At 42.3% G+C, this 15,262-nt stretch carries 14 protein-coding genes; 1 reads left to right on the top strand and 13 read right to left on the bottom strand.

Annotated features, from left to right (window positions below):
• Nucleotides 1–19: 19 nt before the first annotated feature.
• The 10 genes from JKM87_RS16870 to ychF all read right to left on the bottom strand — a co-directional run bounded on the left by JKM87_RS16870 (nucleotide 20) and on the right by ychF (nucleotide 10,735).
• On the bottom strand, nucleotides 20–1,609 hold the full coding sequence (locus tag JKM87_RS16870; protein WP_202081546.1) for a M23 family metallopeptidase: 1,590 nt from the start codon (nucleotides 1,607–1,609) through the stop codon (nucleotides 20–22).
• Between the two features lie 357 nt (nucleotides 1,610–1,966).
• Entirely contained in the window at nucleotides 1,967–3,253 is a 1,287-nt protein-coding gene (locus JKM87_RS16875) for an adenylosuccinate synthase (RefSeq protein ID WP_202081547.1), read from the bottom strand.
• 193 nt (nucleotides 3,254–3,446) lie between these two features.
• Nucleotides 3,447–4,805: a replicative DNA helicase gene (gene dnaB, locus JKM87_RS16880; protein WP_202081548.1), complete on the bottom strand. Its 1,359-nt coding sequence runs from the start codon at nucleotides 4,803–4,805 to the stop codon at nucleotides 3,447–3,449.
• Nucleotides 4,802–5,248 carry a 50S ribosomal protein L9 gene (gene rplI / locus JKM87_RS16885; protein WP_202081549.1) on the bottom strand — a complete coding sequence of 149 codons (447 nt, stop codon included), beginning with the start codon at nucleotides 5,246–5,248 and terminating at the stop codon, nucleotides 4,802–4,804. Before rplI ends, dnaB begins: the two co-directional genes overlap by 4 nt.
• Nucleotides 5,245–7,221, bottom strand: a complete 1,977-nt coding sequence (locus tag JKM87_RS16890; RefSeq protein WP_202081550.1) for a DHH family phosphoesterase — start codon at nucleotides 7,219–7,221, stop codon at nucleotides 5,245–5,247. Before JKM87_RS16890 ends, rplI begins: the two co-directional genes overlap by 4 nt.
• A 13-nt stretch (nucleotides 7,222–7,234) precedes the next feature.
• Complete coding sequence (locus JKM87_RS16895) at nucleotides 7,235–8,170, bottom strand: YybS family protein (protein ID WP_202081551.1); 936 nt, start codon at nucleotides 8,168–8,170, stop codon at nucleotides 7,235–7,237.
• Nucleotides 8,171–8,328: 158 nt separating this feature from the next.
• Nucleotides 8,329–8,556, bottom strand: coding sequence for a 30S ribosomal protein S18 (gene rpsR, locus JKM87_RS16900; RefSeq protein ID WP_202081552.1), 228 nt, complete (start codon nucleotides 8,554–8,556; stop codon nucleotides 8,329–8,331).
• A 40-nt stretch (nucleotides 8,557–8,596) separates the two neighbouring features.
• Nucleotides 8,597–9,082: a single-stranded DNA-binding protein gene (ssb, locus tag JKM87_RS16905; protein ID WP_202081553.1), complete on the bottom strand. Its 486-nt coding sequence runs from the start codon at nucleotides 9,080–9,082 to the stop codon at nucleotides 8,597–8,599.
• Nucleotides 9,083–9,128: 46 nt separating this feature from the next.
• Nucleotides 9,129–9,416 (bottom strand): 30S ribosomal protein S6, encoded by a 288-nt coding sequence (gene rpsF, locus JKM87_RS16910; RefSeq protein WP_202081554.1) that lies wholly within the window; start codon nucleotides 9,414–9,416, stop codon nucleotides 9,129–9,131.
• Between the two features lie 218 nt (nucleotides 9,417–9,634).
• A complete protein-coding gene (gene ychF, locus JKM87_RS16915; RefSeq protein WP_202081555.1) occupies nucleotides 9,635–10,735 on the bottom strand; it encodes a redox-regulated ATPase YchF in 1,101 nt (366 codons plus the stop codon).
• A gap of 202 nt (nucleotides 10,736–10,937) precedes the next feature.
• Between ychF and JKM87_RS16920 the strand changes: the two genes are divergently transcribed.
• Entirely contained in the window at nucleotides 10,938–11,435 is a 498-nt protein-coding gene (locus JKM87_RS16920) for a spore coat protein (RefSeq protein ID WP_202081581.1), read from the top strand.
• A 467-nt stretch (nucleotides 11,436–11,902) separates the two neighbouring features.
• On the opposite strand, the gene JKM87_RS16925 is transcribed toward JKM87_RS16920, so the two are convergent.
• From JKM87_RS16925 to JKM87_RS16935, 3 genes are read right to left on the bottom strand one after another with little or no spacing between them, the layout of a single operon-like run.
• Complete coding sequence (locus tag JKM87_RS16925) at nucleotides 11,903–13,921, bottom strand: molybdopterin-dependent oxidoreductase (protein WP_202081556.1); 2,019 nt, start codon at nucleotides 13,919–13,921, stop codon at nucleotides 11,903–11,905.
• Nucleotides 13,922–13,973: 52 nt separating this feature from the next.
• On the bottom strand, nucleotides 13,974–14,174 hold the full coding sequence (locus JKM87_RS16930) for a DUF951 domain-containing protein (RefSeq protein ID WP_202081557.1): 201 nt from the start codon (nucleotides 14,172–14,174) through the stop codon (nucleotides 13,974–13,976).
• A gap of 37 nt (nucleotides 14,175–14,211) precedes the next feature.
• On the bottom strand, nucleotides 14,212–15,249 hold the full coding sequence (locus tag JKM87_RS16935) for a hypothetical protein (protein WP_202081558.1): 1,038 nt from the start codon (nucleotides 15,247–15,249) through the stop codon (nucleotides 14,212–14,214).
• Nucleotides 15,250–15,262: the final 13 nt, after the last annotated feature.

The raw sequence follows: 15,262 nt of genomic DNA on the forward strand, positions 1-15,262 counted from the left end.
TACACTAGAAGATATTCACTTACCTGCCTACGTATCTCAAAGGGTTAACAGATGTGCCATTTCTGATGACTTCAAAGTGTAGGTGCATACCTGTAGAACGTCCTGTTGTTCCCATCACACCAATTCTTTCCCCTTTTTTAACGACGTCCCCGACGCTCACACTCATCGATGACAAATGAGCGTATAACGTTTTATAGCCATTACCATGATTAATCACAATAAGGTTTCCGTACGTGCTGTGGTATTCAGCCTTCTCAACGCGGCCATTATCAGAAGCCAATATCCCTCTGTCACTTACACCGGAGATATCGATCCCTTTATGCATTCGTCCCCAGCGTTGACCAAAACCACTCGTTAAAGTTCCACCTATGGCAGGCCATTGGAACTTCCCAGATCCTCTTGAAGGCTTTTCCTTGGTCCCCACCAGTATGATCTCTTCGACAGGTTCTTCTAAAATTTCTTCTTCTATTTCTTCTGTACGAATCGTCTCACCGTTCACTTTCGTCAGTTCAAACAGGACTAGACGTTTACCATTTTTACCTTCTTGCTTCGTTTTTCTCTCTCCACGGTACAGATCAGACGTCTGTTCCGTTACCGTTTCATACTCGATCACTTTTTCCTTCTTCAATCTCTCAGTGGTTTCCACCGTTAAAACGGGCTCTTCTCCCACAACCACAATGTCTTGATCAATTTGTAATACAGTATCTTCATTAAGATCAGGGTTTAAATCGAGCAACTCTTGTAGACTAAGGTCATGTTTACTCGCTATAGAGCCTAACACGTCACCTTTCTGGACGTGGTAGATTTTCTCTTCTGACCTCGCCCCCTTCACCCTCGTTTCTAACTCATCTTCACTAATGACCTGGCTTGGATGAACGGTCGTTGTTTCAAGCTGTATATCTTGTTTGATTTGAGCCTCTATCATCTTAGGACGATTGAGCTCCAAATCTTTTAATGCTACATGCAATTGAAAGTCTTCATCAACTATCGAATCATCCTTTTGCATGAGTGGACGACTCTCTACCGCCTTATCTTCTTGTTCTTCATCCTCAACGGAAGCAACGGAGAGAACCGGTTTTTTCGTTTCTCGTGTGCTTTCTTCCTGTAATGCTAAAAATTCTTGCGAAACAAACTGTCCTTTGTAATCGTCTATTACTGTAGAAAGCGCTTCCTCATCTGAAACATACCCTATCAATTCCCCGTCAATCACCACCTTAACGGCGGTTGCCTTTAATGAAAACTGTTCTTCTAAAGCTTGAAGAGCTGCTTCGTTGTCATACTCAGGGCGATATAATGTTTCTTCTTCAAAATATATATCATCATCTCGTTGCAGATTAACGTGAGCATATTTTGATGCTTCCTCATCCATTTTCTTCTCCAGCCAATCATAAATAACATCCTCATCAGTGACGATACCTATCTTCTGGTCATGCACATATACATGATAAACCGTATCTACTTGAGATTGATAATATGTATATCCTATACCACTTCCGCCTAATGCCACAGTTAAACTGGTCAGTGCGATAAGTGACCTTTTTTTATTTTGGTTCATCTTTGCTCTCGTTTGGTCATACTTGTCTGCAGCCCAGCGCTTTATGCTAGACATGTAATCTTGAAGGGTAGACATAGTGACCTCCTTTCGGATATTAGGAAAGAACGTGTGTCAAATTATGCCTTTGGACGACAAACGTCTGTATTATTCACTAAGACTATTATCCTACTAACCCACCTTTGATAACTTTAGCATAGAGATTTTGAACAGACAAGGTAAAAATTTGAAAAAAAGTGCATTAAAAAGGCCCCTCTTTCTAAATGACACACTTTGGACATAGATAGAAAGAGGGGGTTTGACTGATAATAAAGCGTCAGAAATTTTTTCATTTTTTATTTTGTGTCTGCAACTTAAGACTTAATTTCTTACTGGACATGTGGCAAAAATGGCACTAGTAAAGCCTGACTCTAGCTATGCGTATACGCCTCGGATAAGATTCGTCTGTGCACGGTCTGGCCCCACAGAGAAAATGGACAGCGGAATACCTGTTACTTGGGATACCCGCTCAACATAATGACGTGCATTCTCCGGTAGGTCCTCTAAACTTTTTGCCCCTGTAATATCCTCTGTCCAACCCGGCATCTCTTCGTATACGGGCTTACACTCTGCAAGTATGTTGAGGTTCGCAGGAAAATGCTCAATAATCTCCCCTTTATATTCATAAGCCGTGCATATCTTCAGGGTTTCAATTCCTGTTAATACATCAATACTGTTGAGAGACAAGTCAGTGATGCCACTAACACGGCGGGCATGACGGACGACAACACTGTCAAACCAACCGACTCTTCTTGCTCGGCCTGTGGTTGTACCGTACTCCTTACCAACCTCGCGAATCTGGTCACCTATTTCATTATCCAGTTCTGTTGGAAAAGGCCCGTCTCCTACACGTGTCGTATAAGCTTTAGCGACGCCAACGACATGTCTGATTTTGCTCGGCCCAACACCAGAACCGATACACACACCACCTGCGATCGGATTAGACGACGTCACAAACGGGTATGTGCCCTGATCAATATCTAACATGACTCCTTGCGCTCCTTCAAAAAGCACACGTTGACCATCATCGAGCGCATCATTTAAAATAACAGACGTGTCAATGACGTAAGGCTTTAGGATTTCAGCGTAGTCCATATACTGCTGATAAACGTCATCCAAATCAAAGCCTTCCTCATCATACATACGTTCGAGCACTCTGTTTTTATCCTCCAAATTCCTCTTTAGCTTTGCTCTGAATGCTTCGGGATCAAGTAAGTCCGCAATTCGTATCCCCGTTCTGGCCGCTTTATCCATATAGGCAGGCCCTATCCCTTTACCTGTTGTCCCTATTTTTTCCTTCCCTTTACTCTTTTCTTCCGCTTGGTCCAATTTAATATGATAGGGCAGAATGACGTGAGCACGATTACTGATTTTCAAATTATCAGTCGAAAAACCATGATCATGGATGTAATTGATCTCTTCCACCAATGCTTGCGGATTAATCACCATGCCATTTCCAATGACACATATTTTATCATCATAGAATATACCCGAAGGAATAAGATGTAATTTATATTTTTTCCCCTCAAAAATAATGGTGTGTCCTGCGTTATTACCACCCTGATAACGTGCAATAACCTCTGCTTTTTCTGAAAGGTAATCTGTAATCTTACCTTTTCCTTCATCTCCCCACTGTGTTCCTACAACAACAACACTTGACATGGGAGACACCTCCAATTCTATTGTGAGCATTTTTGACCTCTTAAGTGTATCAAATACACCCTCATACTTCAACAAAAACACGAACGTTACCCTCAATATGTATCATATTTGTTCGCTTTACAAATACTTTTGGGCAATAAGGACAACATAATCCCCCTTCCGCATAAGTGAATTGATGGGAAGAGGGAAACAGCTAGGCCCCCATCGGAGGCGCTTGTGGTTCATCTTGTCTACTTAAATTAACGAATTTATTATATTCCTTGAGAAAAGCCAGCTCTACTTTTCCTACAGGGCCATTACGTTGCTTAGCGATGAGTATTTCAATCACATTCTTATTTTCTGTTTCCTGATCGTAATAATCATCCCGATACAAAAAGGCGACAATATCCGCATCCTGCTCAATCGAACCTGATTCACGTAAATCAGATAACATCGGTCGTTTATCTTGCCGCTGTTCTACGGCACGACTAAGCTGAGACAATGCAATAATGGTACAATCTAATTCCCGGGCAATATTTTTCAATGTACGGGATATAGCCGAAATTTCTTGTTGTCGATTTTCTTTTCCTGAGCCGTGTATGAGTTGCAGGTAATCGATAAGGATAATACCAAGCCCATGTTCTGCTTTTAAGCGTCGACACTTAGACCGAATTTGACTGACCGTAATTCCTGGCGTATCGTCAATGAAAATATTAGCCTTTGACAGGGTGGCAATAGCCATCGTCATCTTTTCCCAGTCTTCCTCCATAAATGAGCCCATACGCATGCGATTGGCATCAATATTACCTTCAGCACATAACATACGTTGAACAAGTTGAGAGGCAGACATCTCCAAGGAAAAGATAGCAACCGTCTCATTTGCTCTTGCGGCGACATTCTGGGCTACGTTAAGCGCAAAGGCCGTCTTACCTACTGAGGGACGTGCCGCTAATATAATCAAATCTGAGCGTTGAAAGCCTGAGGTCATCTCATCAAGATCCCTATAGCCTGAAGGAATGCCCGTTAAGTCACTGGTGCTATTGTGTAACTTTTCTATCCGTTCGTAAGTTTCAACGAGGACATCTTTAATGGCTAAAAAGCCATCATGAGTTTTACTCCCCGCAATATCTAATATACTTTTCTCAGCTTGGTTCAGGATTTCCTCAACCTCATCCTGTTCAGCATACCCACTGCTTGCAATTTGTGTCGCGACTTTAATTAAGCGACGTAAGAGGGATTTTTCCTCCACGATTTTAGCGTAGTACTCCACATTGGCAGCTGTAGGGACGGAGCCAGCCAGATCACTTAAATAACTAAGCCCACCGACTTCTTCTAGCTGTTTACGGTCCTGTAGTTCAGAAGTGACAGTGACCAAATCAACGGGTTGGTTCTCTTCAGACAAGTCCACCATAACCTGAAATATCCTCTGATGACTGGTCCGATAAAAATCCTCAGCACTGATTGACTCAAGTGCCCTTATGAGTGCATCAGGTTCTAGAAATATCGCACCTAAAACCGCTTGCTCCGCCTCAATATTTTGCGGAGGTGTACGATCTAAAAACAGTTCACTCATGACTGTTCCACCACATGAACATGTAGGGTTGCCGTTACTTTAGGATGGAGCTTAACGGGTACTTGAGTCACGCCTAGGGCCTTAATCGGTTCATCTAATTCAATTTTACGTTTATCTATCTTATATTTCTTTTTCTTTAACGACTCGGCGATTTGCTTATTCGTGACTGCACCGAACAATCTGCCGCCATCCCCAGCTTTGGCCGGTATACTTATTTTTTCATTTTCTAATTGTTTGGCTAGCTCTTTCGCTTGCTGTAACTCTTCTTCTTTTTTCTTCTTCTCACTGTTCATTTTTGCTTCTAGTGTACTCATGTTACCTTGTGTCGCTTCTACAGCTAGCTTTCTTGGTAACAGGTAGTTACGAGCATGACCTTCAGCTACCTCTTTTACTTCCCCTTTTTTTCCGATTCCTTTCACGTCTTTTTGTAAAATAACCTTCATTCTGTCTCTCCTCCTTCTAAGTAATCATCTATAACTGATTTAAGTGATTGTAGGGTTTCCTCTATTGTAGCATCTTCTATTTGGGTAGCAGCATTTGTAAGGTGCCCACCGCCCCCCATTCTTTCCATGATCACTTGCACATTCATTTCCCCTAAAGAACGTGCACTTATAGCGATCAGACCGTCCTGCCGTTGATTAATTACGAACGAGGCACCGACATTTTTCATCGTTAACAGGGTGTCAGCAGCCTGCGCCATCAGGACCTGGCTAGATACAGGCGTTTCAGCCACTGCTATAGCGATATGGTCTCTATAAAATTCAGCGCCTGCCACAATCTTAGCACGTTCAACAAAATGATCAATGTCTTCCTTCATTAGTTTCTGTACCAAACTCGTATCGGCACCATGATGTCTCAGGTATGAAGCGGCTTCAAATGTACGCGACCCTGTTCGGAAAGCAAAACTATTCGTATCAACTACAATCCCTGCCAACATGGCAGTCGCTTCTAACTTGCTCATGCTAATATTGCGGTCCTGATACTCTAACAGCTCACTGACAAGCTCACTAGTCGAAGATGCATAAGGTTCCATATAGACGAGTAAAGGCTCTGAGATAAATTCTTCCCCTCTCCTGTGGTGATCAATCACCACTTTCCGGTGAATATGCTCCACCAAACGATCTTCAATCACAAGGGATGGCTTGTGAACATCAACAATGACCAGAAGACTGTGCTCCGTTTTCATATCTAGGGCTTCGCTAGGGGTCACGAAGTATTGGTAAATCTCTTCATGTTCCTTAATTTCATTCAGAAGCCTTTCAACCCCTGGTGCGGATTCGTCTAAATCCAACACAACGTAAGCATCTTTATGATTCGCTTGTACAGCCTTTACAACGCCAATAGCTGAGCCAACAGAATCCATATCAGGATTGGTATGCCCCATGACAAAGACCTTATCGCTTTCCTGTATGAGATCACTCAGCGCATGAGAGATTACCCGTGCGCGGACTCTCGTGCGTTTTTCTACCGCGTTTGACTTACCCCCAAAGAACGTGATCTTTCCTGTTCCACGCTTCACTGCAGCCTGATCTCCGCCACGTCCTAAAGAGATATCAAGACTGGACTGAGCCAAATGGCCTAGGTCAATGAAGTCATCCGAACTCGCGCCCACCCCAATACTAAGGGTAATCGGAATTTTGCTGTTTTTATTGGTTAATTCCCGAACGATATCAAGTATTTCAAATCTATTCTCTTCTAATTTTTTTAGCTTCTGCTCCGTTAATACACCAAAGAATTTATCAGCACTCGTGCGTCTGAGATAGATCCCATTGTCTTTTCCCCACTGGTCAATCGTTTGGGTGACATCACTTAATAATAGGGTTCGACTCTGTTCGTCTAACCCTTGAGACACTTCATCCAAGTTATCTAAATGCAATTGTAAAAAAACCGTTTTGCCTTGTCTGTGTTTAATTTGTAATTGATAATACTGCGTTTGGTCGTATAAATAGATTCTTCTTTCCTCTGGATGATGTCGGAGCGCTAAGCTCATATCACCAAACCGTACATAAGTTTCTCTTTCTTCACTGTCAACGACTTGTTGCAATTTAGGAAGCACGTCATGTAATTCATTCCCAATCGGTGACTGTTCTAGCTGTAACAATTCGTTTAAATATTTGTTATGCCACTGTATCGTACGATCTTCGTCATACAAAATAATCCCCACGGGGAGATCAGATACGATGTCCTCGCCTACTTTTTTAACACGGTATGTGAGCGTGGTAATATAATTCTCAAACTCATCCTCAATGTTTTCTTCAGCTTGGTACAGCTTGTACCCTATCCCCGCTAGTATAGCGATAAGCGTGAGTCCTATATACACAAGATGCCATGTTAGGAGGAGTAGTCCAATGAGGGCTATGGCTCCGAATGCTATGACATACACATACCGCTTACGATGTAAGAGGAACTTCGGCATATCTTTCAGCTCCCTATTCTTTTGGTTTTATTCTCTTTCTTAAACCAAAACCAATTTCTAAAATTCCTATTAAGCGAACAAAGATGTTAAGAGGGATGAGAGCAATAATGGTGATAAAAATCAGTAAAAAACGGTTCATCTTCTTAATATATCCATAATAAGATATCACAGCCAAACCTTGTATTAAAAGTAAAAATTCTAGGATGGGTGTAAGGTTAATAGCCATGATGTACAACGTTCCTCCCGGTTCACCAAGGCTAAAAAGCATAATGGATAATGCCGCTAGATAATAAAAAAGCACTGACTTAGGCAATGTCCATTCTCTTAAAGGAGGTAGAGAAGAAACCGGATGCCCTAATCTTTCATAGATAGGTCTGCCGATCCAATGATGGATGAAAGCAAGCCCTAGTGAGGACATGATAAGGATAGCCGGATAGATATATCCAATGGTTTCTATACTTTCTTTATATAACGATATTAATTCCTCATCAAGTGGCACCTGCAAAAACGGACTGGTACTTTCCGGAGAAAGTAACTGATTTTCTATATCATCCTGTATCACTTGGATCACATTCACATCGAAAACCATATATAACATCACGAGTATCAGAAGGTAATTAATCAGATAAGTGACCATGCCGGACGCAATTGTGCCAAAAGCACTCTGACCCTTCCGATACCAAAATCCCATCACAATCCCTACGAGCGATGACACCCATGTAATTAGAAACAGAACAGGGGTGAGCAGGACGCTCAGGAGTAGTAATAAACTCGTCAAGATGACTGATGATGAGACACCATATCTTAACGTGTATAAAATTATGGGGACAGGTAATATGAGAAATGTCAGCATGCCTACCATAGGCATAAATAAGATCATAAAAGCTAAAATCATAAAAATGATAGTCACAATAAAACCATGTTGTATCGGTTGATCATTTTGATTCATTATTTCACTCCACATTTCCGAACACTGATATGTTTTGTCTAGACAATTATATTAAATGCTGAGCGATAAAGCAAAAAGCGCCCGCCTATCAAGCTAAGAAAAAACGGACAGGGGAGAGAATGATAACCTCCTCCTGTCCGTTATTCAAAAATAAGAACTTAGTCCATACTATATGGTAATAACGCCATTTGGCGAGCACGCTTAATGGCTCTAGTTAGTTGACGTTGATATTTCGCGGATGTTCCAGTTACACGGCGAGGTAAGATTTTACCACGCTCGCTGATAAATTTCTTGAGTAGATCCGTGTCTTTGTAATCAATTTTTTCGATCTTATTGACCTTAAAGAAACAAACCTTACGACGCTTACCGCGACCTCGTTTTGCCATCGTAAACCCTCCTTTTTATAGACCTTGTTGTATCACATGATTAAAATGGTAGGTCGTCATCTGAAATATCAATCGGTTTGCCATCATTAGCAAAAGGGTCATCGTCAAATCGAGTATTTTGATTTTGGTTTCCTTGTTGATTGCCGGATCCGCCACTAAATCCTTGAGGTTGAGCACCTTGGCCTTGATTCTGTCTATTTTGACCCTGACCAGATTCTAAGAACCTGACATTGTCGGCCACGATCTCTGTCATGTATATTCTACGTCCCTCATTATTTTCGAAGTTTCGGATTTGTAAACGGCCCTCAACAGCAGTTAAACGTCCTTTTTTTAGATAATTGGCACAGGTCTCAGCTAAACCACGCCAAGTGACAATATTTATAAAGTCCGTTTCTCTTTGCCCCTGCTGGTTGGTATACGGGCGATCAACGGCTAAGGTGAAAGTCGTGACTGCAACGCCATTCGGTGTATACCTTAGCTCCGGGTCCTTAGTCAAGCGTCCGATTAAGACCACTCGATTCAACATATGTTTTCCCCTCCTACTTCATTTATAAAAGCAACCGATTGTTGAATTATTCGTCTTCTTTAACAGCGATATGACGAATCACGTCTTCACTGATGTTAAATAAACGTTCTAACTCGCTAACTGCCTCAGGTCCTGCTTGAATGTACATGAGTACATAGTAACCTTCACGGTAGTCATCAATTTCATATGCGAGACGACGTCGGCCCATTTCTTCCACTTTTTCTACTTCGCCACCATTGTCAGTTACCACGCTTTGGAAACGTTCAATCGTTGCTTTAGTAGCATCCTCTTCAAGGTCTGGGCGTACGATATACATCACTTCATATTTACGCATTCTATCTTCACCTCCTCTTGGACTTAAGCGGTCCCTTCCTAACGTAAGGGACAAGGAGCAGGAATGCAAAAAACACTCATTACAATTCCTTCAATGCTCACAACTAGACATTATAACAAATGCTTGATATCAATACAAGCATACAAGGTTGGTAGATGCTGTTTATTTCAAAAGAACAGTCTATGATTTATTTTAAGTTCGAACCAATGGTGGATGTTCTAAACATTAAAACGGAAATGCATGACATCTCCATCCTGTACGACGTAATCTTTACCTTCTAGACGTAGTAAGCCTTTCTCTTTGACACCGTTCATTGATCCTATTTCAGCAAGATCGTTGTAATGCACGACTTCAGCTCGAATGAAACCACGTTCGAAGTCTGTATGGATCACGCCTGCCGCTTGGGGTGCTTTGGTTCCCTCTCTAATCGTCCACGCTCGAACCTCTTGTTCTCCTGCTGTGAAGTACGTCTGTAGGCCAAGTAGTTGATACGCCTCACGGATTAATTGATCTAGTCCAGATTCATCAATGCCGAGTTCCTCTAGAAACATGGTTTTTTCTTCACCTTCAAGCTCAGCGATCTCAGATTCGACTTTGGCACTGATAACAACGACACCAGAACCTTCTTCAGCGGCGTACGCTCTCACTTTTCTAACGTATTCATTTTCTGCTACGTTTGTAATCTCTTCTTCGCTAATGTTGGCCACATAAAGGACAGGTTTTTGTGTTAGTAGATGAAATTCCTTAATCAACTTTTCTTCGTCTTCACTGAGCTCGACACTTCTAGCAGGCTTTTCATTTTCAAACGCTTCTTGTAAACGTTCTAGTATATCCAGCTCCTGCTTTGCTCTTTTTTCTCCCGACTTCACATTCTTCTTTACACGATCAATGCGCTTTTCCACAGATTCTAAGTCGGCTAAAATAAGCTCCAAATTAATGGTCTGGATATCGCGTACAGGATCTACACTTCCTGACACATGTGTCACATTTTCATCTTCAAAGCAACGTACGACATGTGCGATCGCATCAACTTCTCTTATGTTGGCTAGGAACTTGTTTCCCAGTCCTTCACCTTTACTTGCCCCTTCTACTAGTCCTGCAATATCAACGAACTCGAACGCTGTAGGGACGGTCTTTTTCGGTGTAACAATCTCCGTTAATGTCTGTAAGCGATGATCAGGTACTTCAACGACACCGACGTTCGGATCAATCGTACAGAAAGGATAGTTTGCAGATTCCGCACCCGCTTGGGTTATAGCATTAAATAAAGTGGATTTCCCGACGTTTGGGAGACCTACTACACCACATGACATGCCCATTCTATGTCAACTCCTCACTTATATTTAAATGTTTCATGACAATGTTAAACACTATTTAGAAGTATATCTCTCATGTTTAATGAAATCAATATGAGAACATTTCCCTTCTGTAGATAAGCCTAATTTTGGCCCTTTTGCCTATTGGTCTGAATAGGATAATACCGTATGAACATACACACACTTTGGAGGAGGTTACATGAAAATGCATCATCATCATCATCAGCCACAGCATCACTTAGCGTGGCATGAAACATTAGAGTTACACGAACTTTTAGCGTTTCAGTCCGTAGGCGTATTTAAGTTAAAAAACAGCATTGCACAGGTCCGTGACCCGCAACTGAGACAGCTATACCAAGCTGCGATTCAGGCCATGAGTCAGAATCTGCAAGAGTTGCTCCCATTCGTATCGCTTGCCCCTCGCCAAGATGAGCGTCATAAATTTGATGACACAGGCTTTTTTGCAGGGGATTTGTTAGCTTTGGCTAAGACACTCGTACGTAATTATGCCATTGCCATTACAGAGACAGCCACGCCTCAACTTCGAGAGGTTCTAACCAAACAACTACTAGGCGCTATTCAGTTGCATGAACAGGCTTTCCTATATATGTGTGAGAGAAGCTACTACCCCGCTTACGATTTAGAGGCACTCCTCGCCAACGATGTGAAAAATGCCACAATGGCCCTTGAGCTTCCTTATTAATCATGAAGACCCAAGAGCTCTCCTCCTTTACGAGGGGCTCTTTTTTTATGTTTTTTTGCTTTAATAAACATTGTGTTACAATGATGTCGGGGTGAATAACATTGAATAATACCGTCAATAAAATAAAAACATACACTCGGCCTGTCGTGAAGCATTTGACTTTTAAAAATATCGTTTTTTCATTGATGTTAGTTATTTTCTTCACTGTGGCCTTTGTTTATTTACGCTCTATATGGGACGTCTTTATAACTGATGTTTTACAGAAGGGCTAAAAAAAGGAAAAAGGACATGAGAAAAAAGCGTCATTGTAGCTCCCTGGCCTTACAGGCAAGAGCAGCTTCTTACCTATATAAAAGGTACACTGTGCCACCCTGCTAATTGAACAGTTATCCAAACAGAAAAGAGAAACACCCCCTTAGAAATGGGGGTACATCGGTAAGTATATATGATATAGAACAGACTATAGATTATAGCTTTTCAATCCCCACCAGACAATCATATAACGTACTCCCTAAACCAACGTCTGATATCGTATCAGGTGTAAGTTGGTTAGGTGAGCCACCATAAGCGCCCCATCTCCCTTCATCTACACGAATAGTATCTGCATGTATCCCCGGTACGATCTTGACGATTCCCTCAATGCTTCCTCTATCGTTATAAAGCCTGATGAGATCACCTTCGTTTAAGTTTTCACGTTCAGCAATTGACGTTGATATGTCTATTCTTGGCTCTTGTAGTGCAGAGACAAGATGAAAGTGCTGAGAATGTAAAGATTTTTGTGGGTGAATACTTAACATCGTATACGGATACTGAGCATAGCGCTCGGGATCACGCCATTTTGATTCATGAGGTAGTTGCAGTTGGACCATCGGTTCTTTTCCTTCTCTTTCAAGCTTAAGCGAATAAAATTCATACTTGCCCGAAGGGGTTGTAAACTGCTTATTAAACCAAGGCACATCACTAATAGGAAGCTTAACCGCCCCTTTTTCTTTCATCACTTCCAGTGTGACACCTTGTTCATTTAATAAGGACAGCCCCATCTCCAACCACTCATCCACTGTATAATCAAACTCATCTCCAAACCCTAAACGGTTGGCGAGCTCCGTCCATATCCAGCGATCAGGTTTAGCCTCTCCATAAGGCGGCACACTCGCCTGACCGTAAGTGACGACGTTGTGAAACATGGAAGCATAATAGAGATCCTCTTCTTCAAATACGGTCGTACAGGGCAAGACATAATCTGCTAACTGCGCCGTGTCAGTCAAGAACTGGTCCACAACAACCTTGGTTTCGATCTGTTCAAAAGCCTTTTTGACGAGATTCGTGTTAGGGACCTGTACAACAGGATTTCCTCTGGTGACAAAAAGCATCTTAATGGGTGGATCATTAGCTGCTAGAATATCCTCTGCCTGTGTCATACGCGTGAAGGTACGATGTTGTTTTCTTTTATCAGGTCGTGTTAACGCTGTCGTGTTAAAGGACTCTCCCACTGCAAGCTGCGCATAGTTTGCCCCTCCACCTTGAATACCGATATTTCCTGAAACGGCCACGAGTGCATCGATGGAACGTATGGTTTGACCACCATTACTATATCGCTGTAACCCTAAGCCCATTAAAGTGCATGTGGGCTTCCCTTCACTGTAGGCTTGTACAAGTGTTTCAAACATGTCAGGTGTCAGCCCTGCCTGCTCTAAGATCGTATCCGTCTGTACAGTTGCCAGAACATCCTTATTAAAAGTATCAAAACCGTACGTATATTGACTAAGGAAAGCATCATCTGCTTGACCATCGTCAACGAGTCTTTTCGCTATCGCTAGTGCGACCGCACCATCCATTCCTGGACGAAGCGTGATGTGTGTATCCGCCATTTTAGCAATACCCGTTTTTAACGGATCAATCACAATTAACTGGGCGCCCCTTTTGCGCGCTTTTTTTACAAAAGGAAGAATATGCATGTTCGTTGCAGTGATATTACGTCCCCAGACGACGATCGAGCGGCTATGAACGATATCCTCAGGTGAATGGCTATAGGCGCTCCCGAAGTCCACCTTCTGGGCCTCAATCCCTGCGCCCCAGCACAAACTTCCTACCAATTCTGTGATACCGCCATAACAGTTGAAAAAACGCTGGTCTAAGTTTTTTAATAAACCGTTATTGGAATAATCATGGCTGTGTAAAACCGCCGTGGTTCCCACCTCTTCTTTAATCGTTTGCATCTTATCTGCGATGTCATCTAACGCTTGGGACCAGGTTACCTCTTGAAAAACACCGTCTACCTTCTTCAGAGGTGTTAGAATGCGTTCTGTATGATTCACACGGTCCCCTAACATCATGCCCTTGCCACAAATTTTCCCCTTTGTCATAGGATGGTCTGGATCTCCCTCAACCTTAACCACCTTTTGATTTTGTGTTGTGACAACAAATCCACAAGCGTCCCAACAGTTTAACGGGCAGCCTGTTTTGACTTTCTTCTCTCTTTGAGTCAATCTCCCAACTCCTCTCCACTCCACTCACCAAACTTTTAGTATGCCGCTGTTTTTAATCTCCCTGATACGGTTCAAGTATTTTTTTTAGCTTTTGAACGAATTTGGCTCGTGGGAGTAACACACTGTGCTCGCATTTCATGCATTTTATACGAATATCCATACCCATGCGGACAATCTTCCAGCGATTTTCCCCACAGGGATGTGGCTTTTTCATTTGGACGATATCGTAGAGTTTAAACTCTTTTTGCTGCATCGTTCATCCCCCTACCTTTTACGAACTTTTTATCATCTTACCGCATTTTGCGCTGCTTCGCCAACGGATAGAGTAGGATTGTCATCAGGATGAATAGATTCAGCACACCGTAGAGAGGATATAAGACTTTTATTAAGTTTGTAAAACCAAAGACCGTTAAAGGGATAATACATAGGATAAAAAAAGCAGCTGTTAACCACTGCGGTCGTTCCTGGCTTTTAAAGCGAGTCACAAGTCCGAACATGCCACTAATCGCCGTAGTGAAGATGGCCAACCATAATATAAAGGTAACCCCGATCATAAGCTCATCCGAGAAATACCGCAGAATGGCAAAAAGAGGCACTTCATACAGCATAATTTCATTACCCAGGTTTAATAGAGACTCGTTATATAAGAGCGCGATGCTACACAGCCCAACCGCACTCCCTATGCTAGCCACCTTTATTTCTTTGGCTTGCATGCGTGAACCGATAGCAGACAACACAGCAATGAGCGGTAAGATATTTAGCGCCGTGAAAGCTATAGCGGAAGGAAAAATCTGCTCACCAGCGGACACTTCGGCTCTCTCACCAAATCCTCCCCAAATAAATAACCCGCAAACAAGCATCAGAGTCATAATCATGATTGGAATGAGAATACTATTTAAGGAAATCATCACTTCAACATTTCGTAGAAACACGAGCCATACCAATACACTTATCAGGGCCACGCCAACCCAATATGATATAGACCAGTATTGTAAAGTTGCCCCGCTTCCAGCGAACATCACCACCGTCGTAGAAAGTAAATAAAAAAAGATGAGGACATCATACACTCTACCCAATGTTTTCCCGATTAACGCCTCTAGCACGTGGACATAATGTGGGGCTTTCAGTTCATGGCTAATACTCATGATAATGTAACAGCTGATTGAGAATAGCAACATGGATAACAAAACATAGATACTACTCCCTGTACCATAAGAGGTGAAAAATTCCCATATCTCTCTACCTGAAGCAAATCCTGCCCCAATCGTTGTCCCAATAATAAGGAAAGAGACCTTCAATCCGTTCCAAACATATGCATGGTTATTCACCCAAGTTTCTCCC

It is taken from the genome of Caldalkalibacillus salinus (assembly GCF_016745835.1).
In the GTDB taxonomy this organism is placed as follows: Bacteria; Bacillota; Bacilli; order Caldalkalibacillales; family JCM-10596; genus Caldalkalibacillus_A; species Caldalkalibacillus_A salinus.